The 25,960-nt window shown below is 73.5% G+C and carries 14 protein-coding genes; 10 read left to right on the plus strand and 4 right to left on the minus strand.

From position 1 onward, the window contains the following. Entirely contained in the window at positions 1-1,239 is a 1,239-nt protein-coding gene (locus AC3ETA_RS10115) for a cytochrome P450 family protein (protein ID WP_432192476.1), read from the plus strand. After that, complete coding sequence (locus AC3ETA_RS10120) at positions 1,236-2,468, plus strand: cytochrome P450 family protein (protein WP_432192477.1); 1,233 nt, start codon at positions 1,236-1,238, stop codon at positions 2,466-2,468. Before AC3ETA_RS10115 ends, AC3ETA_RS10120 begins: the two co-directional genes overlap by 4 nt. 125 nt (positions 2,469-2,593) lie before the next feature. Here AC3ETA_RS10120 and AC3ETA_RS10125 read toward each other — a convergent pair whose 3' ends face one another. Further along, complete coding sequence (locus AC3ETA_RS10125) at positions 2,594-4,126, minus strand: helix-turn-helix domain-containing protein (protein WP_432192478.1); 1,533 nt, start codon at positions 4,124-4,126, stop codon at positions 2,594-2,596. Positions 4,127-4,324: 198 nt separating this feature from the next. Between AC3ETA_RS10125 and AC3ETA_RS10130 the strand changes: the two genes are divergently transcribed. Both AC3ETA_RS10130 and AC3ETA_RS10135 read left to right on the plus strand, forming a co-directional pair. Continuing rightward, on the plus strand, positions 4,325-4,945 hold the full coding sequence (locus AC3ETA_RS10130; protein WP_030952087.1) for an L-threonylcarbamoyladenylate synthase: 621 nt from the start codon (positions 4,325-4,327) through the stop codon (positions 4,943-4,945). A 123-nt stretch (positions 4,946-5,068) separates the two neighbouring features. Continuing rightward, entirely contained in the window at positions 5,069-5,845 is a 777-nt protein-coding gene (locus AC3ETA_RS10135) for a dienelactone hydrolase family protein (RefSeq protein WP_432192479.1), read from the plus strand. A gap of 9 nt (positions 5,846-5,854) precedes the next feature. On the opposite strand, the gene AC3ETA_RS10140 is transcribed toward AC3ETA_RS10135, so the two are convergent. Beyond that, positions 5,855-6,742, minus strand: coding sequence for an SDR family NAD(P)-dependent oxidoreductase (locus AC3ETA_RS10140; RefSeq protein WP_432192480.1), 888 nt, complete (start codon positions 6,740-6,742; stop codon positions 5,855-5,857). Positions 6,743-6,813: 71 nt separating this feature from the next. Here AC3ETA_RS10140 and AC3ETA_RS10145 point away from each other — a divergent pair, with 71 nt between their 5' ends. From AC3ETA_RS10145 to AC3ETA_RS10155, 3 genes are all read left to right on the plus strand, one after another. Then, entirely contained in the window at positions 6,814-7,746 is a 933-nt protein-coding gene (locus AC3ETA_RS10145; RefSeq protein ID WP_432192525.1) for a LysR family transcriptional regulator, read from the plus strand. Positions 7,747-7,853: 107 nt separating this feature from the next. Next, positions 7,854-8,123, plus strand: a complete 270-nt coding sequence (locus AC3ETA_RS10150; RefSeq protein WP_432192481.1) for a DUF899 family protein — start codon at positions 7,854-7,856, stop codon at positions 8,121-8,123. A gap of 2 nt (positions 8,124-8,125) precedes the next feature. Continuing rightward, the gene (locus AC3ETA_RS10155) at positions 8,126-9,346 is read left to right on the plus strand and encodes an MFS transporter (RefSeq protein WP_432192482.1); all 1,221 of its coding nucleotides are present in this window, start codon (positions 8,126-8,128) and stop codon (positions 9,344-9,346) included. On the opposite strand, the gene AC3ETA_RS10160 is transcribed toward AC3ETA_RS10155, so the two are convergent. After that, positions 9,318-10,346 (minus strand): alpha/beta fold hydrolase, encoded by a 1,029-nt coding sequence (locus AC3ETA_RS10160; RefSeq protein WP_432192483.1) that lies wholly within the window; start codon positions 10,344-10,346, stop codon positions 9,318-9,320. The two genes, AC3ETA_RS10155 and AC3ETA_RS10160, sit on opposite strands and share 29 nt — an antisense overlap. A gap of 170 nt (positions 10,347-10,516) precedes the next feature. On the opposite strand from AC3ETA_RS10160, the gene AC3ETA_RS10165 reads away from it, so the two are divergent. From AC3ETA_RS10165 to AC3ETA_RS10175, 3 genes are all read left to right on the plus strand, one after another. Next, a complete protein-coding gene (locus AC3ETA_RS10165; protein WP_432192484.1) occupies positions 10,517-11,002 on the plus strand; it encodes a hypothetical protein in 486 nt (161 codons plus the stop codon). A 125-nt stretch (positions 11,003-11,127) separates the two neighbouring features. Next, complete coding sequence (locus AC3ETA_RS10170; protein ID WP_432192485.1) at positions 11,128-11,994, plus strand: MHYT domain-containing protein; 867 nt, start codon at positions 11,128-11,130, stop codon at positions 11,992-11,994. A gap of 82 nt (positions 11,995-12,076) precedes the next feature. Then, the gene (locus AC3ETA_RS10175) at positions 12,077-13,579 is read left to right on the plus strand and encodes a metallophosphoesterase family protein (RefSeq protein WP_432192486.1); all 1,503 of its coding nucleotides are present in this window, start codon (positions 12,077-12,079) and stop codon (positions 13,577-13,579) included. A gap of 58 nt (positions 13,580-13,637) precedes the next feature. On the opposite strand, the gene AC3ETA_RS10180 is transcribed toward AC3ETA_RS10175, so the two are convergent. Continuing rightward, positions 13,638-25,907 carry an amino acid adenylation domain-containing protein gene (locus tag AC3ETA_RS10180; RefSeq protein ID WP_432192487.1) on the minus strand — a complete coding sequence of 4,090 codons (12,270 nt, stop codon included), beginning with the start codon at positions 25,905-25,907 and terminating at the stop codon, positions 13,638-13,640. Positions 25,908-25,960: the final 53 nt, after the last annotated feature.

A 25,960-nucleotide genomic window follows, 5' to 3' on the forward strand; every position in this document is an offset into this window, starting at 1 on the left:
ATGACCACCCACTCCCCCGACCGGCAGACCTTCGCCCGCTCGGCGCCCGTGCGGCTGTGGGAGGACGGCTTCGCACTCGATCCGTATCCCTACTACGACGCCCTGCGCGCCCAGGGCCCGGTCGGCTGGGCGGAGTTGGCGCCGGGCGTGCCGGCGTACGTCGTCACCGACCGGCGGGCGGCGCTGGATCTGCTGCACGACACGGAGACGTTCTCGCACGACCCGCGGCCGTGGGAGGCCACGGTCGCCGACGACTCGCCCGTGCTCGGGATGATGCGCTGGCGGCCCAACACCCTGTTCGCCGACGGGGCGGCCCATGTCCGTTACCGCACCTCGCTGATCGACACCTTCGACCGGATCGAGCCGCACGATCTGCGGGCCCGGGTGCACCGGGCGGTGCGGGTGCTGGTCGCCCGGTTCGGGCCGAGGGGCGAGGCCGATCTGGTGGGCGAGTTCGCCCGGCCGCTGATGGCGCTGGTGTTCAACAGCCTCTTCGGACTGCCGGACAGCCAGAGCGACCGGCTCGACGGTGCGTTGGGCAAGATGATGGAGGGCGGCGCCGAATCGGCCGAGGGCGAGGCGGAGTTCGGCGGCTATGTCCTGGAGCTGATCGCTGCCAAGTCCGAACAACGGGGCGACGACCTGCCGAGCCGCCTGCTCGACCACCCCGCCGGGCTCACCCCGGAGGAGGTCACCTGGCAGGTCTTCCTGACCCTGGGCGCCGGGCACGAGCCGACGGCCAACCTGGTGTCGAACGCGCTGTCCCGCATCCTCGGCAACGCGCAGTACTACTCCACCCTCACCAGCGGGGCCCGTCCGGTGACGGACGCGGTGGTGGAGGTGTTGCACCACGAGACCCCGCTCGCCAACTACGGCATCCACTACGCACGTGGCTCGGTGTCCTTCCACGGCACCTGGATCAGGGCCGCGGTGCCGGTCGTCGTCTCCTACGGCGCGCTCGCGCACTTCGCCGAGCGGGAGGTCACCACCGACCGCCATCCCCGGGACGCCTCGCATCTGTCGTGGTCGGCGGGTCCGCACGCGTGCCCGGTGCGGCAGCACACGCTGCTCATCGCCACTGAGGCGATCGAGCGGCTCACCCAGTGGCTGCCCGACATGGAGCCCGTGGTGCCCCGGGAGCGACTGACCTGGCGGCCCGGCCCGTTCCATCGTTCGCTGACCTCGTTGCCCGTCCGGTTCAGCCCCCGCTCCCCCGACCAGCCAGGAGTTCCGTCGTGACCGTGTCCGACCGCACCGACCGCTTCGCCCTCGACCCGTTCGGCGCCGACATCCCCGGCGAGAGCGCCCGGCTGCGCGCCCTCGGCCCGATCGTGCCGGTGGAACTGCCGGGCGGCATCCCCGCGTGGGCGCCCACGGACTACGACACGCTCAAGGAACTCATCCTCGACCCACGGGTCAGCAAGGATCCCCGGCAGCACTGGCGGCTGTGGCCGGAGATCGCCGAACATCCCTCCTGGGGCTGGATCCTGGGCTGGGTCGGCGTGGTCAACATGCTCTCGACGTACGGCACCGACCACGCGCGGCTGCGCAAGCTGGTCGCGCCGAGCTTCACCCAGCGGCGCACGGAGGTGATGCGTCCGCGCGTGGAGGCGATCACCGGGGAACTGCTCGACGCGCTCGACAAGGGTGACGCGGAGGCCGATCTCAAGGCCGCGTTCGCCCATCCCCTGCCGATGCGGATGATCTGCGAACTGTTCGGTGTCCCGGACGAGTTGCAGGAGGCGACCGGGACGCTCATCGCGGCGATCATGGACACCTCCGACCCGAGTCCGGAGCACGCCGCGTTCGTGCAGGAGCAGATCGGCACGGTGCTGCCCGCGCTCATCGCCCACCGCAGCGAGCACCCCGGGGACGATCTGACGACCGAGCTGATCCGGGTGCGCGACGAGGACGGCGACCGGCTCAGCGACGAGGAGCTGCTGTACACGCTGCTGCTGGTGATCGGCGCCGGGTTCGAGACGACGGTCAATCTCATCGGCAACGCGGTCGTGGCCCTGCTGACCCATCCCGGGCAACTGGCCGACGTGCGGTCCGGGAAGATCGGCTGGGACGCGGTGATCGACGAGACGCTGCGGGTGCATCCGTCGATCGCGTCGCTGCCGCTGCGGTTCGCCGTCAGCGACATCGAGGTCGGGGACGTGACCGTCGCGGCCGGGGACGCCATCATCACGACGTACGCGGCCGCGGGGGTCGATCCCGCGCACTACGGCCCGGACGCGGACTCCTTCGACGCCTTGCGCGGGGCCGACGACCATCTGGCGTTCGGGATCGGCGTGCACCGGTGCATCGGGGCGCCACTGGCCCGCGTCGAGGCCCTGACGGCGCTGCCCGCCCTCTTCGAGCGCTTCCCCGACCTGCGGCTGGCCGTGCGCGAGGAGGAGCTGCGTCAGGTGCCGTCGTTCATCGCGTTCGGCTGGCAGGAGATCCCGGTGCTGCTGCGCGGATGACCGATGCAGGACGCGGGGACGCGACCGGTCCCCCGTTCCGGTCGTGTCCCCGCGGAGAGTCGAACTTACGTCTGCGACGGCGACATTGGGTATCGCGTCGGTGCCCACTGCGGAGCCCACGGCACTCACCCGTGCACAAGTGAGTCCGGAAGGCCCGTTTTCACCCCGTGGAGAGCGGGCTGATCGAGGTCGTCCAGCGCGAGATGGGCGAGGACGACCTCGTACAGGTCGCTGCCGCCGGCCAGCAGTTGGCGTTCGAGGACGGGTTCCGCGCTGCGGACGTGCTCGCGGACGGTCTGCGCGTGGACGCCGAGGGTCTGCGCCGTCCGTTCGGCGTTGGCGCCCTCGGCGATCCAGGTCCGCAGGGTGCGACGCAGGTCCCGGGTGTCCTGGTCGAGGTGGGCGAGCAGGTCCTGGGCCCAGGTGCGCATGGCGGGCCCGGACAGCAGGTCGCGCAGCGAGACGGGGGTGCCGTCCGAGCTGTCCGTGCCGACCGGTGTGTCCGCCAGGCTGACCTGGATGTTGAGCGCGAGGTGGACGACGGCTCGGGCGGTGAGGTTGCCGAAGTCCGTGCGCAGCAGGGTTTCCACGCGTTCCATGCGCGCGCGCACGGTGTTCCGGCTGACGCCGAGGACCTTGGCGGCGCTGACGGCGGTGAACTCCAGGCCCAGCCGGGTGGTGGCGAGCAGTTCGGCGCGGGTGTGGTGGGGCAGGGTGTCGAGCGGGCGCAGCAGCCGGTCGGTCCATTCGCGCAGGGCCACCGGGTCGATGAGGCGCTCGGGGTGGGTGCGTTCGGCGTAGACGGCCGCCTTGCCGGGGCGGAAGTGGGCCACGGCGAGGGCGCTGACGGCCTGCCCGTACGCGGTGGCGGTCCGGGCCAGGCTCTGCCGGGCGCTGCCGCCGATGAAGGTGCGGGGGCGTTCGCCGATCAGTGACCGCAGGTCGCGGGCCTCCGACTCGCCGGGCGTCACGACGATCACGTGCTCGTCCACCGCCGGGCAGAGCACGACGAGCGCCCGCTCGCCCGTCACGTCGATGCACTCCTCGGCGACCAGGTCGCGCTCCTCGACGGTGCCTTCGACGACGTGGACGCAGGCGGTGTCGGTGTCGAGCAGGCCGGGCCACAGCCCCGCGGCGACACGGCGCGCGGAGACGGTGTCCTCGACCATCAGCAGTTGCAGGATCGCCAGCCGCAGATCGGACGTGGCCCGCTCCAGCCGGAGTCCGGCGGCGGTGGTCCCGTCCGCCTGCAGGAGGAGTTCGATGACCTGGACCGTGTGCGTGACGATGTCGGAGGTGCGCCGGTCGAAGGGTGTCTCCCGCGACACGGCGAGAACGCCCGCCGCGGAGGGATTCGGGTACGCGACCCTCACCAGCCGCAGATGACGGCCCTGCCCCTCCCAGGCGGCGGAGGCGATCCGGCCGGCGGCGACGGCCGCGACGAGGTCCTCGTCCAGGGGCGGCCGTGTTCCCGCGAGGAGCCTGCCGGTGTCGTCCTGGAGCGAGGCGATGCCCTGCACGGCGTCGGCGAGCCAGGTCACGACCCGGCGGACGTCCCGTCCATGGGGCCGCAGATGCTCCAGCAACTCCTGCGCCCACGCCGACCCGTCGGCGCTCCCCGTCCCCGCCCGACGGTTCCCGTCCTCTCCGCCAGCCACTCGGCCTTCACCTCGTCCTGCACTTCATCCACGACGTACCGGTCGGGGACGTTACCTCACACATCCGTGAACGTGGGGGTGCCCGGACGGTCGAATCGAACGTCCGGACGGAATTGCCGTCCCGGTACAGCCGCATGCCCCGGACGTGGCGGTAGCGGTCTGCGCGGCTGCGGGGCGTGCAGGGCATAGGCTCGGTGAATGGCGAAGTACTTCGATGTGCACCCCGACAACCCTCAGCCGCGCACCATCGCCCAGGTCGCGGACAGCGTCCGATCGGGTGCGCTCATCGCGTATCCGACGGACTCCTGCTATGCGCTGGGCTGCCGGCTGGGCAGCCGTGACGGCATCGACCGGATCCGCACGATTCGCCGGCTGGACGACCGGCACCACTTCACCCTCGTGTGCCAGGACTTCGCACAGCTCGGCCAGTTCGTGCGGATCGACAACGACGTGTTCCGCGCGATCAAGGCGTCCACGCCCGGCAGCTACACGTTCATCCTGCCCGCGACGAGGGAGGTGCCGCGCATGCTCCAGCACCCGAAGAAGAAGACGGTGGGCGTGCGCATCCCCGACCACGTGGTGACGCAGGCGCTGCTCAGCGAGCTCGGGGAGCCGCTGCTGTCCAGCACGCTGCTGCTGCCGGACGAGGAGGAGCCGATGACCCAGGGCTGGGAGATCAAGGACCGGCTCGACCATGTGCTGGACGCGGTCGTCGACTCCGGGGAGTGCGGCACCGAGCCGACCACGGTGATCGACTTCTCGGGAGGCGAGGCGGAGATCGTGCGCGTGGGAGCGGGTGACGTCTCCCGGTTCGAGTAGCGCCGTCCCCAAGCGGGAGGGGGTGCATCGGGCCGTTGGATGGTGCATGAAACCATGTGCGCGGCCCGGCTCCACCGGGTCGGCGACCCGTTCGCCGCGGACCGCGCAGAGAGGCAACCCCCCATGACCTCCGTACAGGGAACCGCCGTAGACATCCCCACCGAGGACGGCATCGCCGACGCCTATCTGTCCCACCCCGCCGACGGCGAGCCCCGTCCTGCGGTCCTGCTCTACATGGACGCCTTCGGTCTGCGGCCGCGGCTCGAGCGGATGGCGGACCGGCTCGCCGAGGCCGGGTACACGGTGCTGGTGCCGAACGTGTTCTACCGTGCCGGGCGCGCTCCGCTCTTCGATCTGCCCGAGTTCATCGATCCGGCGGCGCGGCCGGAGATCTTCCGGAGCATCATGCCGGTCATGCAGCAGCTGACGCCCGAGGCGGCCATGCGGGACGCCGGCGCCTGTCTGCGCTGGCTGGCCGACTGCCCGGCGGCAGCCGACGGCCCGGTCGCGCTGACCGGCTACTGCATGGGCGCCCGGCTGTCCCTCCTCACGGCCGGCACCTATCCGGACCGGGTCGCCGCCGCGGCCGGCTTCCACGGCGGGCGCCTGGCGACCGAGGCGCCGGACAGCCCGCACCTGGTGGCCGAACACATCACCGCCGAGCTGTACTTCGGCCACGCCGACCAGGATCCGTCCCTGCCCACCGAGCAGATCGAACGCCTGGAGAACGCACTCACCAAGGCCGGCGTACGGCACCGCTGCGAGGTCTACCGGGGTGCCGGGCACGGGTACACGCAGTCCGACACCTCCGCGTACAACCGCGAGGCGGACGAGCGGCACTGGGCGGCACTGCTGGAGCTCCTGAAGCGGACCTTCCGAGGGCGCCGGGCGTTCGCCTGACCCGGGCGTTCAGGGCGTCAGCAAGCGGTCCTGCTCGACCGGCGGTGTGCCGTCGTGCCAGTTCAGGGCCTTGCCGAAACGGACCAACTCGCCGTAGAGGGAGGGGTCGACGGGCTCGGAGAGGATCAGGTCGAGCACCGGGCGGGCGGCGTCGGAGGGGGACTGTGCGTGGCTGTAGTCGCTGAACCACGGGCGTGAGGTGGCGGTGTCGACCATGCCGGGGCAGACGGCGGCGATCAGGGTGCCGTCGGCCAGGTCGTGGTCGCGGCGCTCGGCGGCGACCGCGCGGACGGCGGCGACCTGGGCGACCTTCGAGGGCACGTTCAGCCAGAGCGGCCAACCCGCCTCGGTGGCGGTGCCGTGGTGGACGGCGCCGCGCCAGGACTCGACGGCGTACTCGACCTGGTCGAGGCTCGCGCCGTCGAACAGGTGGTGCAGCCGCGGGTCGAGGTGGCCGAGCGTGCCCAGGGTGCTGGCCACGACGATCAGCCGGCCGCCCGGACGCAGTACCGGGCCGAAGGAGCGCAGTACGGCGTGCGTGGCGGTGTTGGACACGTCGATGAACTCGTCGGCGCGCTGCGCCTGTGACTCCTCGGGCAGCAGGCGCGCGACCGCGTTGGAGACGACGACGTCGACCCCGCCGTGCCGGGCCCGGAGGTCCTCGGCGAGGCGGGCGACGGCGTCGGTGTCGGTGACGTCCAGGACCCGGCTCTCGACGCGGGCGCGCGTGCCGGGCAGGCGGGTGACCTCGTCGACGGCCTCGGTCACGCGGTCCGGGCTGCGGCCGCTGAGCAGGACCAGGTCGTCCGGGCGCATGCGGGCCGCGAGCCCTTCGACGAGCGCGCGGCCGAGGCCCTGGTTGGCGCCGGTGACAAGAGCGATGCGTGAAGCATTCATGCCTGCCACGCTAGGAACGCCGCGTCCATGAGTCCAACGAAACTTGAGCACGCATGGTATGCGTGAACGTCATGGACTTCACCGAGGTGTCGCTGACCGCTCTGCGGGTGTTCCGGGCGGTGGCCGAGCAGGGGACCTTCACGGCGGCCGCCGGATCACTGGGGTACACCCAGTCGGCGGTGTCCCGGCAGATCGCCGCGATCGAGCGGGCCGCGGGCGCCGAGTTGCTGGAGCGACGACGCGACGGCGTGCGGCTCACGGCGGCGGGCCGGGTGGTCATGCGCCGGGCGACGGTCGTGCTCGACGAGATCGAGGCGACCGCCCGCGAACTGTCCGGGCTGCCCGACCAGGCCGGGACCGTGCGACTGGGCTGGTTCCCCAGTGCGGGCGCCGTGCTGGTGCCCAGGGCGCTGGCCGCTCTGCGCCGCACCCACCCCGGCCTGGAGGTCGTCGGCCGCGAGGGCGGCACTCCGGCGCTGGTGCGCGCACTGCGCGCGGGCAGCCTCGATCTGGCGCTGCTCGGGTCGGCACCGCCCTTCCGCGCCCCGGACTCTGAGTCGCCCCCGCTCGCGCTGCGGACACTCAGCGAACGCCCCCTGCGGCTGGCGGTGCCCGCAGCGCACCCGCTCGCGCGCGGTGACTTCGTCGACGTGGCCGACCTGCGCGGGCAGCGCTGGATCGCCGGTTCCACCTCCGGTGAGGACCGTCCGATGGGGGTGTGGCCGGGTCTGGACGAGCGTCCGGAGATCGCCCACACGGCCCGTGACTGGCTGGCCAAGCTGCAACTCGTGGCCGCCGGCTGCGGGCTGACGACCGTGCCCGCCGTCCTCGCCTCCGCCGCGCCGCCCGGCGTCCGCGTCCTGTCCGTCCGGGGCGGGCCTCAGGAGCAGCGGCGCCTGGTCCTGGCCCGCCTCCCCCAGCCGCCGACCGAGCCGGTCACCCGGGTGTCGGCCGCTCTGCGCTCGGCCGCCCTCGACGCGGACGCCCCCGCCGAATCCCCCTGAACGGCGGGGTGAACACGTGCGGCACCGGTGCGGCGGCCGCAAGCTGGACCAATGGCCGCATCGCCCCCGGCACGACCGGAACCGTGGGGAGAACCCGGAGGACTTCGATGGCGAACCTGCCCGACGTGGTGTCACGCGAACACCTGCGCGGCGGCTGTCCGGGGATCAGCGTCTTCCCGCGCGTCGAGGACGAGGTCTTCCACACCTGCTCCGCCTTCGGCCGGGGCATCGAGGAGTGCCACAACCGCTGCCCGTGCCTCGATCTCACCGCGCTCGGCCGCCAGGAGACGTGGGAGGAGCCGAAGGGCCGTGCGCGGCCGCTGGGTCCGCAGCCCGGCGGGCCCGGTATGCGGCTGCCCGACGAGTACGACGTCTGACGATGCCGGTCCAGGACGGTGTCCGGGGCACGGGCCTCGGTGTGCGACGGGCGTGGCGGGCGTGTCTGCTCGGCGGGGCGGTGTTCGCGGTGGGCATGGCGGGGACCACGCTGCCGACTCCCCTGTACGGCCACTACCAGGACAAGTTCGGGTTCTCCGAGCTGACGGTCACCGTCGTGTACGCCGTGTACGCCTTCGCGGTCATCGGTGTGCTGCTGCTCGCGGGCAACGCCTCGGACGCCGTGGGCCGGCGTCCGGTGATCCTCGCGGCACTGGGCTGCGCGGCCCTGAGCGCCGTCTGCTTCCTGCTGGCCACCTCACTTGGCTGGCTGTACGCGGGGCGGCTGCTGTCGGGCCTGTCGGCCGGTCTGCTCACCGGGGCCGCCACGGCCTACGTCATGGAGCTGGCCCCGCGCGACGGCGCCGCCCGCGCCACGCTGGTCGCGACCGCGGCCAACATGGGCGGGCTGGGCTGCGGCCCGCTCCTGGCGGGGGTGCTGGCGCAGTACGCCCCCTGGCCGCTGTATCTGCCGTTCGCCGTGCACCTCGCCCTGGTGGCCTGCTCGGCGGCGGTCGTGCTGTGGCTGCCGGAGACCGTCCGGGAGCGGCGGCCGCTCGGGACCGTGCGGCCGCAGAAGCCGAGTCTGCCCGCGCAGGTGCGGCCGGTGTTCGGGCCCGCGGCGACCGCCTCGTTCGCGGGTTTCGCGCTGTTCGGCGTGTTCACCTCGGTCAGTCCGGCCTTCCTCGCGCAGTCCCTGGACGAACGCAACCACGCCGTGAGCGGGCTCGTGGTGGCGATGGCGTTCTTCGCGTCGACCGCCGGGCAACTGGCCGTCGGCCGGGTGGGCGTGAGCCGGTCGCTGCCGCTGGGCTGCGGGCTGCTGCTGGTCGGGCTGGCGCTGCTGGCGGGAGCGCTGTGGTGGGACCTGCTGGCGCTGGTGGTGGCGAGCGCGATCGTCGGCGGCGTCGGTCAGGGGCTCGCGTTCCGGGCGGCTCTGTCGGCGGTGGCCGAGGCGTCCCCGGCGGACCGGCGTGCGGCCGTCATCTCGACGCTGTTCGTGGTGGCGTACGGCGGGATCTCGCTCCCGGTCATCGGCGTGGGGGTGCTGACCGGCCCGATGGGTCTGCAGGGGGCGGGTCTGGTGTTCATCGCCTGTATGACGGTCCTGGTCACCTCCTCCGCCGCGTATCTGATCAGGCGGCCGGTGCCCGCGGGGGCGTGAAGGGTTCCGCGGGCTGGAGGGAGTCGAGCCACTCGGTCAGGAGCCGGTTGGTCTCCTGCGGGCGTTCCTGCTGGATCCAGTGGCCGCAGCCGTCGAGGACGTGCGAGGAACGGAGGCCGGGCAGGGTGGTCGGGTAGGCCGCGATCGCGTCGGCGAGCCAGGTGGTCGAGGGGTCCAGCGCGCCGCCGAGGAACAGCGAGGGCTGGGTGACGGGGGCGCCGCCGTGGCCGGCGAGGTCCGACCAGTCCCGGTCCATGTTCCGGTAGCGGTTCAGGGCTCCGGTCAGACCGGTGCGTTCGAACTCCCCGGCGTACACGTCCAGGTCGGACTCGTCGAGCCAGGCCGGCAGACGGTCGGCGGGGAAGCTCTCGCGCAGTGTGCCGCCCGGCGTGACGAAGTGCGGGTCGGGGGCGCCGGGGCCCGGCATGGTGTCGGCGGACAGGGCGGCGTAGAAGCCGGCGAGCCAGCCGCGGACGTCGGGCTCGATCTCGGCCTCGGCCCTGCCGGGCCGCTGGAAGTAGGAGACGTAGAACTCCTCCGGGCCGCCCATCCCCGCGAACACCTCGCTCGGCTTCGGGCCGCCGGGCGGGGTGTAGGGCACGCTCAGCAGCCCGACGGCGCGGAACACATCGGGGCGCAGCAGCGCGGAGGTGGCGGCGATCGTCGCACCCCAGTCGTGCCCCACGACGACGGCGTCGCGCTCGCCGAGGGCTTCCACGACGGCGACGTTGTCCTCGACCAGCTCCAGCATCCGGTACGAGTCCACCGCCTCGGGCCGGGAGGAGCGGCCGTAGCCGCGTACGTCGACGGCGACCGCGCGGTATCCGGCCGCCGCGAGTGCCGGCAGTTGGTGGCGCCAGGAGTACCAGCACTCCGGGAAGCCGTGCACGAGGAGCACCAGCGGCCCGGTCCCCTGTTCCACGAGGTGGATCCTCCCGGCGGGAGCGGGGACCAGACGGTGCGTGACGTCCGTCGACGTCGCGTGGGCGGGCTGCGGCATGGTTCCTCCCGGACTGCGCATGAGCGGCGCGTATGGCCCTGCCATCCTGCGTCGGCCGGGAGAGACGTCACGCGGTTCGTTGCCGGTTCGGCAAATTCACGGGGTCCGGCGACCTCGATCTCCGAGGCCGCCTCGCCGTTGGGCACCGCCGAGGGACGGCAGAAGTCGGTGTGCCCGTCGAGGAACAGCAGTCCGGGGCGTCCGCGGCGGCGCAGGGCGAGGAGGTTGCCGAGCAGGACGGTGCAGTCGCCGCCGCGGACGACCGGGAAGCGGCCGCCGTCGAGGACGCCACCGACGGCGTCGGCCGGCCGGAGCACTCCGCGGTGCCGTGGGGGTTGACGACCCCGGTGTCGGCGTCGCGCGCCGGGTCGTACGGCGGTGGCTCGACACGGCCGGCCCGCACCGCCGGCAGACCGGTGAGCAGCCCAGCCTCCAGCAGGGCCGTCGGCAGGTCCTGGACGCCGGACGGCCGCAGGCCCGGCACGGACGGTGCCTCGATGATCGCGAGCTCCTCCATGTCCGGCCCTTCCCGCCGACTCCTGCCGCCGCCGCTCTCCACTCCGTCTGTGCCACATCCGCAGGACCGACACCCCTCGTGGCTCAGGAAGGCCGAGCCGTGCCCGGCCACCGTTTGGCCGAATCCGGCCCCTCCGTGACCGGAGTCGACCTATGTTGATGCAGAGTTCAACGGCTACCGGCGGTAAAGGCTTGATTTCACGCTCACTTGCCCCGTACACCTTGTGCTCCACAACTGGCCATGGCTCTGGGGGGAGTTGGCTTCATGGAAGGCACGGTTGACGGGTTCCGCTACGGTGCGGTGACCCCGGTGGCGGCCTATCTGATGGCTTGCCTGGGAGGCGCGTTGGGGCTGCGCTGCATCGTGCGGTCCCTGGTGGGCGGACAGTCGTGGAAGCCGGGCTGGCTGGCGCTCGGCGCCGCGGCGATCGGCTCCGGCATCTGGACGATGCACTTCATCGCCATGATCGGCTTCCAGGTCGAGGAGACCCGGATCCGCTACGACACGGCACTCACCGTCCTCAGTCTCGTCGTGGCGATCGTCGTGGTCGGCATCGGCGTGTTCGTCGTCGGCTATCTGGGCGCCGGGCGGGCCGCGCTGAGCGGCGCGGGCGTCGTCACGGGGCTCGGGGTGGCGGCCATGCACTATCTGGGCATGGCGGCGCTTCGCCTCGACGCCGACCTCGAGTACGACGCGTCGACCGTGGCGCTGTCGGTCCTGATCGCGATCCTCGCCGCGACCGCCGCGCTGTGGGCGGCGGTCACGATCCGCGGCTTCCTCCCCAGCCTCGGGGCCAGCCTCGTCATGGGCGTGGCGGTCTCCGGGATGCACTACACGGGCATGGCGGCCGTCAGTGTCCATCTGCACGGCACGACCGGCGCCTCGTGGGCCGGTGACTCGCCCACCTCGCTGCTGCTTCCCATGCTGCTGGGCCCGACCGTGTTCCTCGTCCTGGCCGGAGTGGTCGTGATGTTCGACCCGCTCCTGGTCCTGGGCGACAGCAGCGCGGGGGCCTCCGAGGAAACGGCCCGGCGGACCGGAGCGGCTCGACGGCCGGACCACGGGCCCGCGGTGAAGGCGCCCAGGTGGACTTCCCGTTCCAGGCGGGCGAGTTACGCCCGCCGACGGTGACCGGGCGGTGCGGCGGCCTGCCGGCGCGCCGCATCCCCGCTCCCCCTCTCGGCAGTCTCTGGATCATTGTTACGGTGCACCGGTGTCTGACTCCTCTCGCGATACCCCCGAAGGCGCCGGCTGGGACGCCACCGAACTCGGCACGTACAAGCGGCTGATGCCGACCGAGGTCGAGAAGATCTCCTGGCTCGACCCCAGAATGCTCTGGGCCGCCCGCAACGGTGTGCTGGCGTCCTGGTTCGGGGATCCCACGGGCCGTACCCGCAGCCGCTGGGTGGCCCAGCGGGCGGCCGCGGGCGTGCCCGCCGACAAGGTGATCCGGCGCGACGACCCCGACCGGTTCTCGTTCCTCGTCATCGGCGACACCGGCGAGGGCGACGACCCCCAATACGCCGTCGTGCCGGGCTTCTTGAAGACGGGTCAGGACACCCGGTTCGCGATCCTCGCCAGTGATGTGATCTACCCGGTCGGCAGCGCCGACGACTACGACACCAAGTTCTTCCGGCCCTACCGGGACTACCAGGCTCCCATATACGCGATACCGGGCAACCACGACTGGTACGAGGACCTCGGCGCCTTCATGCGCGTCTTCTGCGGCGACGCCCCGCCCCTCGCCCCGGAACCCGCGCCGCGCGTGCTCAGCAAGGCCTGGCTGCGCAAGCTGCTGTGGCACAAGTCGCGCAAGGGTGACAGCCAACGGCTCGACGAGGCACGGCGGTTGAGGTCTGCTGCCGCACAGCGGGCGGCGCAGCCGGGGCCGTACTGGGCGATCGACGCCGGGCCGGTGCGGATCATCGGCATCGACACCGGGCTGCTCGGCACGCTCGACGCCGAACAGGGCGCGTGGCTGCGCGAGGTGTCGCAGGGCCCCCGCCCGAAGATCCTGATCACGGGCTCGCCCCTGTACGTGGACGGCGCACACCATCCCTGCGCGATCGAGGGCGGCGGCACCGTCGACGACATCGTCCGCGACCCGGCACACCGCTATGTCGCGGCGATAGGCGGCGACATCCACAACTACCAGCGCTACCCGGTGCAGGTGGACGGCCGCACGATCCAGTACGTGGTCGCGGGCGGCGGCGGCGCGTTCATGCACGCCACGCACACCATTCCGCGGGTCGACATCGCGAACGTCACCGAGAAGGACTTCCGCTGTTATCCGCTGCGCGGCGACTCCCTGGCGTTCTACAGCAAGCTGTACGGCCGCCGGCTGCGCCTGCGCCGCTTCTTCACCCTCACCGAGGCCGAGGCGTCGGCCGTGGTCGCCGAGCGCCTGCAGATTCCGCTCACCCGTGCCCAGCAGAAGACGGCCCGCATCACCTGGCGCACCCGCCTGGTGGCCGGGCTGCTCGGCGCCGGCCGCCGCCCCGACCGTGCGGCACGCTTCCGCCTCCCGGTGCGCAAGATCTACACGTCGCTGTTCTCGCCCGGCTCGGCGACGTACAGCCCGCCGTTCTTCAAACAGTTCCTTCGCCTGGACGTCACCCCGGAGACCGTGCGGCTGCGCTGCTACGCCGCCACCGGCAGCCGCGCGCAGGAGCTGGACCCGCCGGTGGAGGACGAGGTGACGATCCCCCTGGTCTGACCTGGAGGGACGGGAGCAGCGCCGGTAGCGGGCACGTTGGCAGTGCCGTACGGCTTGATCAACGCTGTAGACGGACGGTGGAGGGCCTGAGTGGCGCCCCGACGACACGGTCGAGCAGGTGCAGCGGGGCGGGCCGGATCCCGGCCGCCTCGGCCGCGTCCCAGTGGGCGAGAGCGCGGGACAGGTCCACGAGGCCGTGGATCAGGGGCAGTCCGCCCGGGGACCGGCCGGGTGCGCCGAGGTCGGCGTGCAGCAGTGACTCCAGTCGGCACGAGGCCAGCGTGCCCGGGATCCCGGGCCGCAGCGCGAAGCCCGCGCTCGCGACGGCCGGCAGGTCCTCGGCGAGCCGGGTCCGTGTGGTGCCGAGGGACAGCAGGCCCCCGCCGACGACCAGGACGTCCTGGTCCCGGTCCATCCGGTCCAGGGCGCTCGTGGTGTCGAAGCAGTGCGGGAATGAGTCGTCGACCACGATGGTGCCGGGGCGCAGCCGGGCGACGTCCAGCAGGCGCGTCGCACCGCTGACGGCGGTGACGATCACGTCGGCTCCGTACACGGCGGCGGGCAGGGCCTGCCCCGACTCGACGACCTCGACCGGCATGCCCGGATGCCCGGACGACAGCTCCGCCGCGAGGCGTCGGAGCCGCTCGGTGCTGCCGGGCAGGTCGCACAGCAGCAGCCGGGCCGGCGGACAGGGTGCCGTCGCCAGCAGCAGCCGCAGCGACGAGAGGCCGATCGAGCCGCAGCCGACGACGGCGAGAGTGACCTCGCCGAGGCGGCGGCCGGCGGCCGTGAGCGCGGCACCGACGGTCTTCACGACGGCGACGGTGGTGGACGCGTGCCCGGTGGTGATCGCCGCGCCGGTCGTGCTCTCCCGCAGGACGTCGTAGCCGTAGCCCGTCAGGGACGGGATCATGCCCGCGAGCGAGACACAGCGGGCGCCGAGCGCGGCGGCGTGCTCGACGGCGCGTGCGGTGCGGGCGGCCAGGTCGCCGGCCGGGGCCAGTTCGTCGGCGAAGAGCGGGAGCGCGACGAAGCCGGAGTTGCCCAGCGGGGTCCCGGTCTCCTCCAGCAGACGGGCACGACCGTCCGGGAAGAGCAGCTCCCTGATCTGCTCACGGCCGAGGCCTGGAGTGTCGTGCGGGAGTCCGGCCAGAGCGGCGAGATGGTGAGGGGCGGGCAGATATCCGACGAGCGCGGCGTCGAGCCGAGGGCTCCGGCGGCCGCCGGGCCCGCGTACGGCATCCCGCAGCTGCCTCCGCATCCCCTCGGCGAATCCGGTCGCCTCTCCGGAGGTGACGGCGTCCGCCGGCGCCCGCACGGTCACGCGCAGCCCTTCGCCCTCCCGCCGCACGGCCACGAACACATCGGTACCCAGCGGCGGCGGGGCGAGGGAGGTGTCGGACTCGTCGGCGTGCAGGGACAGGGCGCCGCCCTCCTCGCTGCCCAGGGAGGTGAAGTCGAGGAAGGTGAAGAAGAACTGGGCGTGGCACGGCAGTCCGGCAGCCGTACGCACATCGCTGGGCCCGTTCGCCCGTGCCAGGTCCGCCTCGGCGGCGAGCCGCCGCAGGTCGTCGTCGAAGGCGGGGGTGCCGTCGCCGGCCGGCGCCACCGGACGCAGCGCAACCGCCTCCGCGAACGGCCCGAAGACCCGGTGCGCGTCCGCCGTGGAGTCCTCGCGTCCGGTGACGGCGAGCCCGAGCACGAGGTCCCGCCGCCCGGTGAGTTCCGCGAGGGCCCGGTAGAACGCGGTGAGCAGCGGCGCGTACAGGGTGCGGCGCGCTGCTCGGGCGAGTCCGCGCAGCGCGGTCGTGGTGGCCTCGTCCACGGTGAAGCCCGCGGTGTGGAAGGCGGGTCGGGCGTGCGCGTCCCCGGTGGCCGGCCGACGCAGTGCGGGCGGCGTGTACGGCGCGCGGAGCCGTGCCCGGTAGGCGTCGGCCTCGGGACCCTGCGGGCGCTCTCGTACGGCGGAGCCGGTGACGTGGTCGCGGAAGGTGCTGCGGATCGGCGGCAGGCCGTGCGGCCGACCGCGCAGAAGACGGTCGTACGCGGTGAGCAGTTCCTTGGTGAGGAGAGCCGCGCTGAACCCGTCGCCGATGAGGTGGTGGGCGTGGACGATCAGCACGTGCTCGGTCGGCGCCAGGGTGAACAGGCGCAGCCGGAGCAACGGCCAGGCCCAGGGCTCCAGTCGACGCCGGGCCTCCTCGGCGATCCGCTGCTCCAGCAGACCGGGGTGCGCGAGTGTCTCGGTCTCGACGGGCAGGCGCAGGGAGTCCGGCAGCTCCTGCTGCACGGGCGGGCGGACGCCTGCGGGGAAGACGGTGCGCAGCATCGGATGACGGGCCATCAGCACGTCGACGGCCCGCTGCAGGACGTCATGGCGCAGTGCCCCGCTCAGCCGGAACCTGGCGAGCCAGCCGGAGTCGGACTCGGGGGTGAGCGAGTCGGCGAGCAGGAAGCCCCGTTGGGAGGGGGTGAGGGGGAAGGGGCCCGAGGGCCGCCGCACCAGGGTGGGGGTGGGAGCCGGATCGGGAGTGGTGCCGCCATCGAGGGCCGTCGCGAGGGCGGCGAGTGTGCGGTGGGTGTAGACGGTCGTCGGCCGCGGGACCGCGGGGAGTTCCTCTCGCAGGCGGGCGAAGAGTTCCAGGACCAGGATGGAGTCGCCGCCGAGTTCGAAGAAGTCGTCCTCGCGGGAGACGCCGGTCACGTCCAGCAGGTTCGACCAGATGCGCGCCACGATGTGCTCGGTCGGGGTGGCGGGCGATGTGGCGGACGCGGGTTCCGGCTCGGGTCGCGGGTGATCGTCGCCCCCGGCGGCGCCATGCGGGCTCGACGTCGATCCGGCTGCCGCACCGTCGCCCGCCAGTCGGTTCCGGTCGATCTTTCCGGTGCCGGTCAGGGGCATCGCCGGGATCGTGCGGACGCGTGCGGGCAGCATGTACGGCGGCAGGACACGGGACAGGAAGGCGCGTACCGCACGGGTGTCGGGCCCTGCGGTGCCGGAGCGGGATTCGACGTACGCCACCAGTCGTCCGTCGACGAGCAGTACGGCGGCACGGGCGACGTCCGGGTGGGTGAGCAGCGCGGCCTCGACCTCGCCGAGCTCCACCCGGTGGCCGCGCACCTTGACCTGGTCGTCGAGGCGGCCGAGGAACTCCAGTGCGCCGTCCGGGGTCTGCCGGACCCGGTCGCCGCTGCGGTACCAGCGGCGGCCCTCGCGTTCGACGAAGGCTGCCGCGGTGAGCTCCGGGTCGCCGAGGTAGCCCGGTGTCAGTCCGGTTCCGGCGATGTGCAGTTCACCGGGCTCGCCAGGAGCGCAGGGGCGGCCGTCCTCGGTCACGACGGCCAGTTCGGTGCCGGTCACGGGGCGGCCGATGGGCAGCTGCCGTACGTCGTCGGACGGGCGGGTGTCGATGATGTGGCAGGTGGCGTTGATGGTGGACTCGGTGGGCCCGTACAGGTTGGAGATCCTGTGCTCCGCTCCCCCGCGCGTGTCGACCAGGTCGAACCAGCGGCGTACGTGCGCGGCGGGCAGTGCCTCGCCGCCGACGTGCACCCAGCGCAGGGCCGACAGGTCCGGCGGCGCGCCGACCTGCCTGGCCCGGTTCTCGGCGGCGGTCAGCAGCCGCTCCCAGAGCGTGGGCACCGAACTCCACACCGTGATCCGGTCCTCGACGAGCCGGTCGAGGAGTGCCTCGGGGTCGCGCAGGAGGTCCCGGGAGAGGGTGTGGACGGTGGCGCCGACCAGCAGCGGGGCCAGCAACTGGCGTACGGAGGCGTCGAAGCAGACGGACGCGGTCTGTACGAGGTGGTCGCCGGGGCCGTAGCCGAAGGTGGTCAGCGACCAGTCGAGGTAGTTGAGCATCGACCGGTGGGTGATGGGGACCGCCTTGGGGCGGCCGGTGGAACCGGAGGTGAAGATGACGTAGGCGATGGCCTCCGGGTCGGGGAGAGGCGCTGCGGTCGGGAGTGGTGCGGCCGGGGACCGGTCGTCGGCGGTGATGGAGGTGGTGCCGTTCAGCAGGGCGGCGGTTTCGCGTGTCGCGGCGTGGCAGACCACGGCTGTGACACCGGTGCGGCCGACCTGGTCCTGGAGCCGGGCCACGGGATGGGTCGCGTCCAGGGGTACCCAGCCGGCGCCCGCCCGGAGGATGCCGGCCACGCCCACGACGGTGTCGGCACCGGGTTCGGTGAGCAGGCCGACGAGATCGCCGGGGCGGACGCCACCGGCTCGCAGGCGGGTCGCCAGGGTGGCGGAGGCGGTGTCGAGTGCGGCGTAGGTGAGGGTGCCGTGCCCGGTGTTCACCGCGATCGCCGTCGGTGTCGCCCGGAATTGGGCGCAGAGACGGCCCACGATGCCTTCGTTGCTGGCGTGCCCGAGGCCCTGCTCCGGCGCCGGCTGCTCGGCAGCGGCCCGGAGTTCCCGTACGTACTCCGCCGCGAGGCGTTCGACGGTCTCCGGGCGGAAGAGCTGCGCGGGGTGGTTCCAGGAGAAGTGCAGGGCCTCGTCCGACTCCCAGCAGAGCAGTCCCAGCCTGGTCGCCGCGGAGGCGGTGGCCGCTGCGGTCGGTGTCACGGTGACGGGCCAGTCACGTCCGTGGCTCACGGGGAAGCGGGCGAAGCTGAACCCGGCCGGGGCGACCGTGCGGGGCGCGGGGCCGGTGGCGGGCAGCAGCGCGGCGATGTCAGGGCTGGTGAGCGTCGCGTGGGACTCCGCCTCCTGCCAGATGTGCCGCAGCCGCCGGGCCAGCACGGTCACGGGCTCGTCGGGGTCGACGGCGGCGAGGACGGGCAGGGTGTCGGCGATCGGGCCGACGAGGCGGTCGATGCCGGGCAGCGGCGCCTCACGACGGGCACGAGCCACGTTCACGGCGACGGCACGCTGCCCGCCCCAACGGGCCAGGCAGCGGCCGTACACCGCGAGAAGCAGATGGAAGAGGGTGATGTCGTTCCGGGCCGCCACCTCGCGCAGCGCGGCGGTGAGCGATGCGTCGGCGGTCGACTGGTGGTGGGCGAGCGGCGGCGCCGGGACGGCTTCCGGGTCGCCGTCGTACGGCAGGGCCGGAGTCGTGGTCGCTGTCGCGTGCTCGGCGATGCGGGCGCGCCAGTACTGCTGGTCCCGGGCGAAGGCCGGGGACTCGCGGTCGGTGGTGATGTGGTCCGCGTATTGGGCGAACTCGGTTCGCCGAGACGGGATTTCGAGGGGCGGGCTGCCCTGCGCGAGTGCCGTGTAGAGCGACCAGAGTTCCTCGCACAGGACCTTCAGGCTGTAGCCGTCCGCCGCGCTGTGGTGGACGACGAGGAGGAGATGGGCGAGGTGCTCGTCGCGGCTGTCGCGGATCAGGAGCGCGCGGGCGGGGTCTTCGGTCGTCAGGTCGAAGGGGCGGTTGTACAGGCGCTGTTCGAGGTCGGGCAGGGGCGGGGTGTCGGTGTCGACGGTCGGGTCCTGCACCTCGTACCAGCGGGGAGCTCGGTCGGTGGGTTCGGCCGGGGCGGTGTACTGGCGCGGTGGGGTGCCGTGGGACGTGATGCGCAGGCGCAGCATCGGATGGCGGGCGGCGAGGTGGGACAGGGCCTGGCCGAGCAAGGTGGGGTCGAGGGGCCCGCGGATGGTCTGGCGTATGCAGCCGTAGGCGGTGACGCCTTCGTAGAGGGCCTCGGTGGTGAGGAAGGCGAGTTGGAGGGGGGTGAGGGGGCGTGGGGTGCTCTCGTGCCGGGTGTGCGGCGCCGGGGGCGGTGTGAGTGGGGCGGGGTCCTGCGTGGCGAGGTGGGCGGACAGTTCGCCGACCGTCCGGTGCTCGAACAGCAGCGTGGCGGGCAGGGGCAGCCCGAGCTCCGCCTCCAGTCGGCGCGCGAGGTCGACGGCGGTGAGCGAGTCCAGGCCGAGACTGAGGAACGGCTCGTCGTCACCGATCTCCTCGGGCGCGCGGCGCAGGGCGTCGGCCAGGAGACTGCGTATCAGGTCGGCTGTGCGGGTGGGGTCGTCGGTCGGGGCGCATTCGTCGCGGAGGGAGATGGGGCCCGGGACGGTCGGGCGCTGGGGTGCGGGGGCCGGGACGGTCGAGCGGTCGGGTGCGGGGGCCGGGACGGTCGAGCGGTCGGGTGCGGGGGCCGGGACGGTCGAGCGGTCGGGTGCGGGGGCCGGGACGGTCGAGCGGTCGGGTGCGGGGACGGTTCGGCCTGCGGGGGTCGCGATGGAGTGGAGTGGGGCCGATGCAGGCGTCTCCGGCGTGGTCACCAGCCGGGGCTGAGCCGGTGCAGGCGTCTCCGGCGCGGTCACCAGCCGGGGCTGAGCCGATGCAGGCGTCTCCGGCGCGGTCACCAGCCGGGGCTGAGCCGACGCAGGCGTCTCCGGCGCGGCCACCAGCCGGGGCTGAGCCGGTGCAGGCATCTCCGGCGGAACCACCAGCAGGTGCGCCGCGTCCGTGGTCATCGCCGTCCGGAGTGCCGTGATCGCGGCCCGCGTCGTCATGGGGCTCAGGCCCCGGGTACGCAAGCGCGACTCGACCGGTGACCCGGCCGCCAGACCCGCGTCCGAGACGGGCCCGAACCCGATCGACTGCCAGGGCCGACCCGCCGCGCGCTCGGCGGCGGCGAAGGCGTCCAGGAAGGCGTTGGCGGCCGCGTAGTCGCCGAGGGCGCCCGCGAGACCGGGCTGGACCGAGGCGACGGAGGAGAAGGCGACACACACGGCCGGTTCCTGGCCGTGCCGGCGCAGCGCGTCGGCGAGCAGGATCGTGCCCCGCACCTTCGCGGCGAGCACCTGCTCGATCTCGGCGTCGGACTTGGAGCGGAGTGTGCCGGGCCGGACCGTACCGGCGGCGTGGAAGACGCCGTCCAGCGGGGGCAGCCCCGCGAACAGGGCGTCGACGGCGGCTTCGTCGGACACGTCGGCCGGTTGGTACCGGGCGGCACGGGCGCCCTGGGCACGGAGAGCGGCGAGCAGGTCGTCGGGCACGGTCTCGCAGCGCCCGGTCAGGATCAGCTCGCACGCGCCTCGCCCGGCGAGGTCCCGTGCGAGTGCGGAGCCGAGCCCACCGGCTCCCCCGGTGATCAAGTAGGTGCCGTCCGGCGGAAGTTCGCCGAGCGCTGCGGAAGCGTCGGCCACGGCGGCGGACGTACGGACGAGCCTGCGTCCGCAGCGCCGGACGACGGTGGCCTCCGCGCCGGGCTCATGGGCCGAGTACAACTCCCGTTCCAGAGCGTCGACCTGGGCGGGGAGCGCGTCATCGGAGGTCAGGTCGACCCCGCGGGCGGCGAGCCCGGGGTGTTCCTCCGGGAGTGCCGACATGAAGCCGTGCAGCAGGGCTTGCGACGGGTTCGCGGTTGCGGTGCCGTACGCGTCCTCCGTGACCACCAGCAGCCGGGAGCAGTCGCCCGAGAGCAGGTCGAGGACATGGCGCAGTGAGGTGACGGCGGCCTTGGTCGTGGCATCCAGCTCGTCCAGGGCCGACGAACTGCCGGCCCCGCCCCTTCCCGCTCCGCCCAGCCACACCAAGGTGTCCGCCTGCGTCGGACGTTGCACGGCGTCGTCCCGCGATACGGTCACGCCACGCTCGGCCAGCCGCTCGCCCAACGCCCGCCCGAGCGCTCCGTCGCCGCCCAGCAACCGTACGACCCGGGGCCCTTCGGCGGGCGTGAGCGGAGCGTCCCGCCAATCGAGACGGCGCACCAATGGCTCCACGTCCGGCGTGCGCGGCCAGTGACGGGTGCGCCGGAAGGGGTACGTCGGCACCGGCACCCTCGATGCCGGGCCGGCCAGGGCCGTCCGGTCCAAGGTCCCGCCCCGCGTCCACAGCCGCCCGGCCGCCTCCAGCAACGCCCGCGCCTCGCCCCCGTCCGCGTCACCGCCGGGCCCTGCCGCCGCAGCAGCTCCCGTCGACAGCACCGCCACGTCCCCGGCGCCCCGCGCGCCGACGACCGCACGGACCGCCCCGCCCAAGGTGTTCCCCGGTCCGAGTTCGAGGAAGGTGTCGTAGCCCTCGTCGAGAAGCCGTTCCACGGCCGCTCCGAAGCGCACCGTCCGGACGGCATGATCCAGCCAGTACGCGGGGGTCAGGCCGGGCCGCCACTCCCCGGAGACCGTGCTGAGCATCGGTAGGGCTCCCTGCCGGACCGTCAGCGCCTTCGCGGCGTCCCGCAGCGGGTCGAGGGCCGGTCCGAGCAGCGGCGAGTGGAAGGCATGGGAGACACGCAGTCTGCGCGTGGCCACGCCGCGTCGGCTCAGGTCCGCGAGGGCCTGCTCGACGGCGTCCTCGGCGCCCGAGATCACCACCTGCCCGGGCCCGTTGACGGCGGCCACGCTCACCGGACCGAGGAACTCGGCGACGGTGTCCTCGTCGCCGCGCACCGCGGCCATGGCACCGGGGCGGGCGAGTCCGCCCACCAGCCGCCCGCGTTCCGCGGCGAACCCGACCGCCTCGGCGAGACTCAACGACCCGGCGGCACAGGCCGCCGCGATCTCGCCCACGCTGTGCCCGGCGACCGCGTCGGCGGTCACGCCCCAGTGCGCCAACTGCCGTGCCAGGCCCACCCCGAACGCGACCAGCAGCGGCTGCGCGACCTCGGTCCTGGCCAACTCACCCGGATCCGTGCGGGGATCGAGGCACCAGTCGGCGAGCGAGCGCCCGAGGACGGGCCCGGTCAGCGACGACGCCTCGTCGATGACCTCCCGGAACACCGGAGCCGACCGGTAGAGGGCACGGCCCTGGCCGGGCCGCTGGGCACCCTGGCCGGGCAGCAGGAACACCGTCCGTGGACGGGACTTGGCGATCCTGAGGTCCGCGGCGCGGCCGGCGTCCAGGCGGTCGGCGAGGTCACCGTCGGCGACCACGGTGAGGCGATGGGGACCGTCGTCTCTCGCGGTGTTCGCGGTGGCGCAGACGTCCGCCTCGCGCAGACCCGGATGCCTGCGCACATGAGCCGCCAGGTCGGCGGCGGCTGCCCGCAGGACGTCGGCGCTGCGGGCCGACAGCGTGAGAAGGTGCGGGCCCTCGGAGCCGGGCCCGGAGGGGGCAGGGCCAACCGGTGCCTCCTCAAGGACGGCGTGGGCGTTGGTTCCGCCGAAGCCGAAGGCGTTGACGCCCGCGATCAGGGGGCCGGCGGACCGCCATTCCCGCTGTTCGGTGGCGAGTTCGAAGCCGGGCGCGACGCGTTCCAGGTAGGGCGCGGCCGGGGTGGTGTGCGGGGTGGCCGGGACCTGGCGGTGCTGGAGCGCCAGGACCGTCTTGACCAGGCCCGGCATGCCGGCCGCGTTGAGCAGGTGCCCGATGTTGGCCTTGACCGAGCCGAGCAGGCGCGGCAGCCCGTCCGCGCGGGGCGGGAAGGCGTGGCCGAGCGACTGGGCCTCGACAGGGTCGCCGACGGGGGTGCCGGTTCCGTGCGCCTCGACGTACGTCACCGCGTCGGGGGCGATGCCGCACTCGGCGTACGCCTGGGTGATGACCTCGCGCTGGGTGCGGGGGTTGGGGGCGAGCAGGCTGAGGGAGCGGCCGTCGTTGTTGACGGCCGTGCCCCGGACCAGCGCCAGGACCTGATCGCCGGCCCGCCGCGCGTCGTCGAGACGGGTGAGGACGAGGGCCGCGCCGCCCTCACCGGGCACGATGCCGTCGGCGGTGGCGCCGAAGGGCCGGCTGCCGCCCGTCGGGGACAGTGCGCCGGCGCGGGCGAGCAGTCGGTGGCCGGTCGCGGTGAGAGCGAGGTGGACGCCGCCGACCACGGCGACATCGCACTCACCGCTCTGGAGGCTGCGCCGCGCCAGGTGCAGCGCCACGAGCGCGGAGGAGCAGGCGGTGTCCACGGCCAGGGCGGGGCCGTCGAGGTCGAGTGCCTGGGACAGGCGGGCGGCGATCAGGTTGGGCAGGTTTCCGGTGAGGGCGCCTGGCTGGGCGGTCAGGTCGCCGCCGGCGGTGGCGGCGAGGATCTCGCGGTATCCGCTGTCGCCCACGGCGGCGAAGACGCCGACCTTGCGGCCGTTCCGGCGCGCTCCCGCGTACCCCGCGCGCTCCAGCGCCTCGTGGGCCAGCTCCAGGAAGATCCGCGCCTGCGGGTCGGTGGCGCGGGCCTCCTCGTCGTCCATCCCGAAGAAGTCGGCGTCGAAGTCCCCGGGTTCGGGGAGGAAGGAGCCGTAAAAGCCGCCCCTGTCGGCCTGCCCGCCGGTCCAACGGTCGTCCGGTACGGCCGTCATCGTGTCGCGGCCGGAGACCAGCAACTCCCAGAAGGCTTCCGGCGTTTCCGCTCCGGGGAAGCGACAGGCCATGCCGAGTACGGCCAGCGGCCCGTTCCCGGCACCGCCCTCGCTCGACGGCATCGCGGCGCGCCTCGCACTGGGAGCGCCATGACCCGATTCTCCGTCAAGGCCGGCGAGACGGGCGAGCACATGGTCGGCCAGCCCGGTCACCGTGTCGTGGTCGCGCAGCGCACGGGGCTCCACGGTCACCGGGAAGGCGTCCTCTATCCCGGCGAGCACCTCCATCGCCTTCAGCGAGGAGCCTCCGAGGGCGAAGAAGCGCGCGTTCCGGTCGATCTGCGCCGCGGGGCGGTCGAGTGCCCGTGCCCAGATCGCGCGGACGGATTCCTCGATGTCACGCCGCGAGTGCGGACCGGACAGCTCCGGCTCCGGCTCCGCCCCCGCTGCCTTCCGCGCGATGGCTTCCTCGGCCCGCCCCGCCGCCAACCGTTCCTCCACCGCCGCATAGGCGCCCGCCTCGAACCGGTCCCGCATCAGCGCTCGCCGCAGCTTGCCGCTCGTCGTGCGCGGGAACGCGCCCGGCGGCAGGGGCAGCACCCGTACGTCGTCGTGGCCCAGCGTCTCGCGGACGCGCGCCGCCACCGCGTCCAGTACCGGAAGTGCCTTGGCCAGGGCGGGCCGTGCCCACTGCACGAACACCACGACCCGGTCGCCGCCGGTTTCGGGGTCGGGGGATCCGACCGCCGCGACCGTCCCCTGGGGCAGTCCCGGGGTGGCCGCGGCGGTCTCCTCGAGGTCGGGCGCGTGGAAGGTGCGGCCGCCGGCGAAGACGACGTCCTTGTGCCGACCGGTGACGCAGAGCCGGCCGTCGTGCAGGAATCCGAGGTCGCCGGTGCGCAGCCAGCCCTCGGAGAACGCGGCCGCGCTCGCCTCGGGAGTGCGGTGGTAGCCGCGTGCCACCTGCGGACCGCGAACCTCGACATGACCCACCCGCCGCTCGCCGAGCGGGCCGCCCGCGCCGTCCGTGACACGGACCTGGCAGTCCGGCACGGGACGGCCCACGTCCATGAACTCGACGGCGTCCGGGCCGGGCCGCACGAGGACGGCCCGCCCCCGGCTCAGCGCCTTGCGGTCCAGCCGCAGGGGCGCGGCGACCTCCCCCAGCGGGGGTACGGTCACGGCGAGCGTGGCCTCGGCGAGCCCGTACACGGGCAGCATGGCCGTGGCAGCCAGCCCCGCCGCACCGGCCCTGGCGGTGAACTCCCGCCACACGCGCGGGGCGATCGGCTCGGCACCGACCAGCATCAGACGTACGGAACTCAGGTCCAGCCCGGCCCAGTCGCCGTCCGGCACCCGCCGCACCGCGAGCGCCAGCGCGAAGTTCGCCGCCGACAGCAGCGTCGCCCGGTGCCGTGCCGCCGTCTCCAGCCACAGGGCCGGACGCTTGGCGAAGGTCAGCGGTTCGAGCCGTATCTGCTTCAGGCCCGCCGCCATGGGGACGAGGTGGGTGCCGATCAGGCCCATGTCGTGGAAGTACGGCATCCAGGTGGCGATCACGTCGTCGGACGTGATCGCCATGGCGGTGCGGATCTGGCGGAGGTTGGCGAGGACCGCCTCGTGGGTGAGCTCGACGCCCTTGGGGACGCCGGTGCTGCCGGAGGAGAACTGCAGGAACGCGAGGTCGTGCGGCGCCCGGGCAGGCAGCTCGTGCGGCGCCCGGGCCTTGCGCAACTCGCCCAGTCGCAGCGCGCGCACCGGTCCGGGGAACTCCGCGAGCAAGTCCTTGGTGGTGTCGTCCACCATGACGGCGGGCTTGGCGAGGAACTCCCACACGGGTCCCGCACGCCGTGCTTCCGGGGCCAGCGGCACGGGCACGAGACCCGCCGCGAGCGCTCCCCAGAACATCGGCTGGAAGTCCTCGCCGAGACCCGCGAGCAGAGGGACGGGTGTCCCGGGTTCCAGTCCCGCCGCGCGCAGGCCGCCCGCCACGCGCAGTGCGTCGTCACGGAGCTCGGCGAAGGTCACGGGGTGTTCGCCGCCGTCTCCGCGGACGTGGACGACGACCTGGCCGGGCGTGTCCTCGGCGGCGTGCAGCAGGATGTCCAGAAGTGTGACGGCGGTACGGGGCCCGGGAGTCGGCATGCGCTTCCTTCCTCGTCGCACGGGGCGCGGGCCCGCGGGCGCGCTCCTGCCGG

Source organism: Streptomyces sp. bgisy027 (assembly GCF_057710365.1).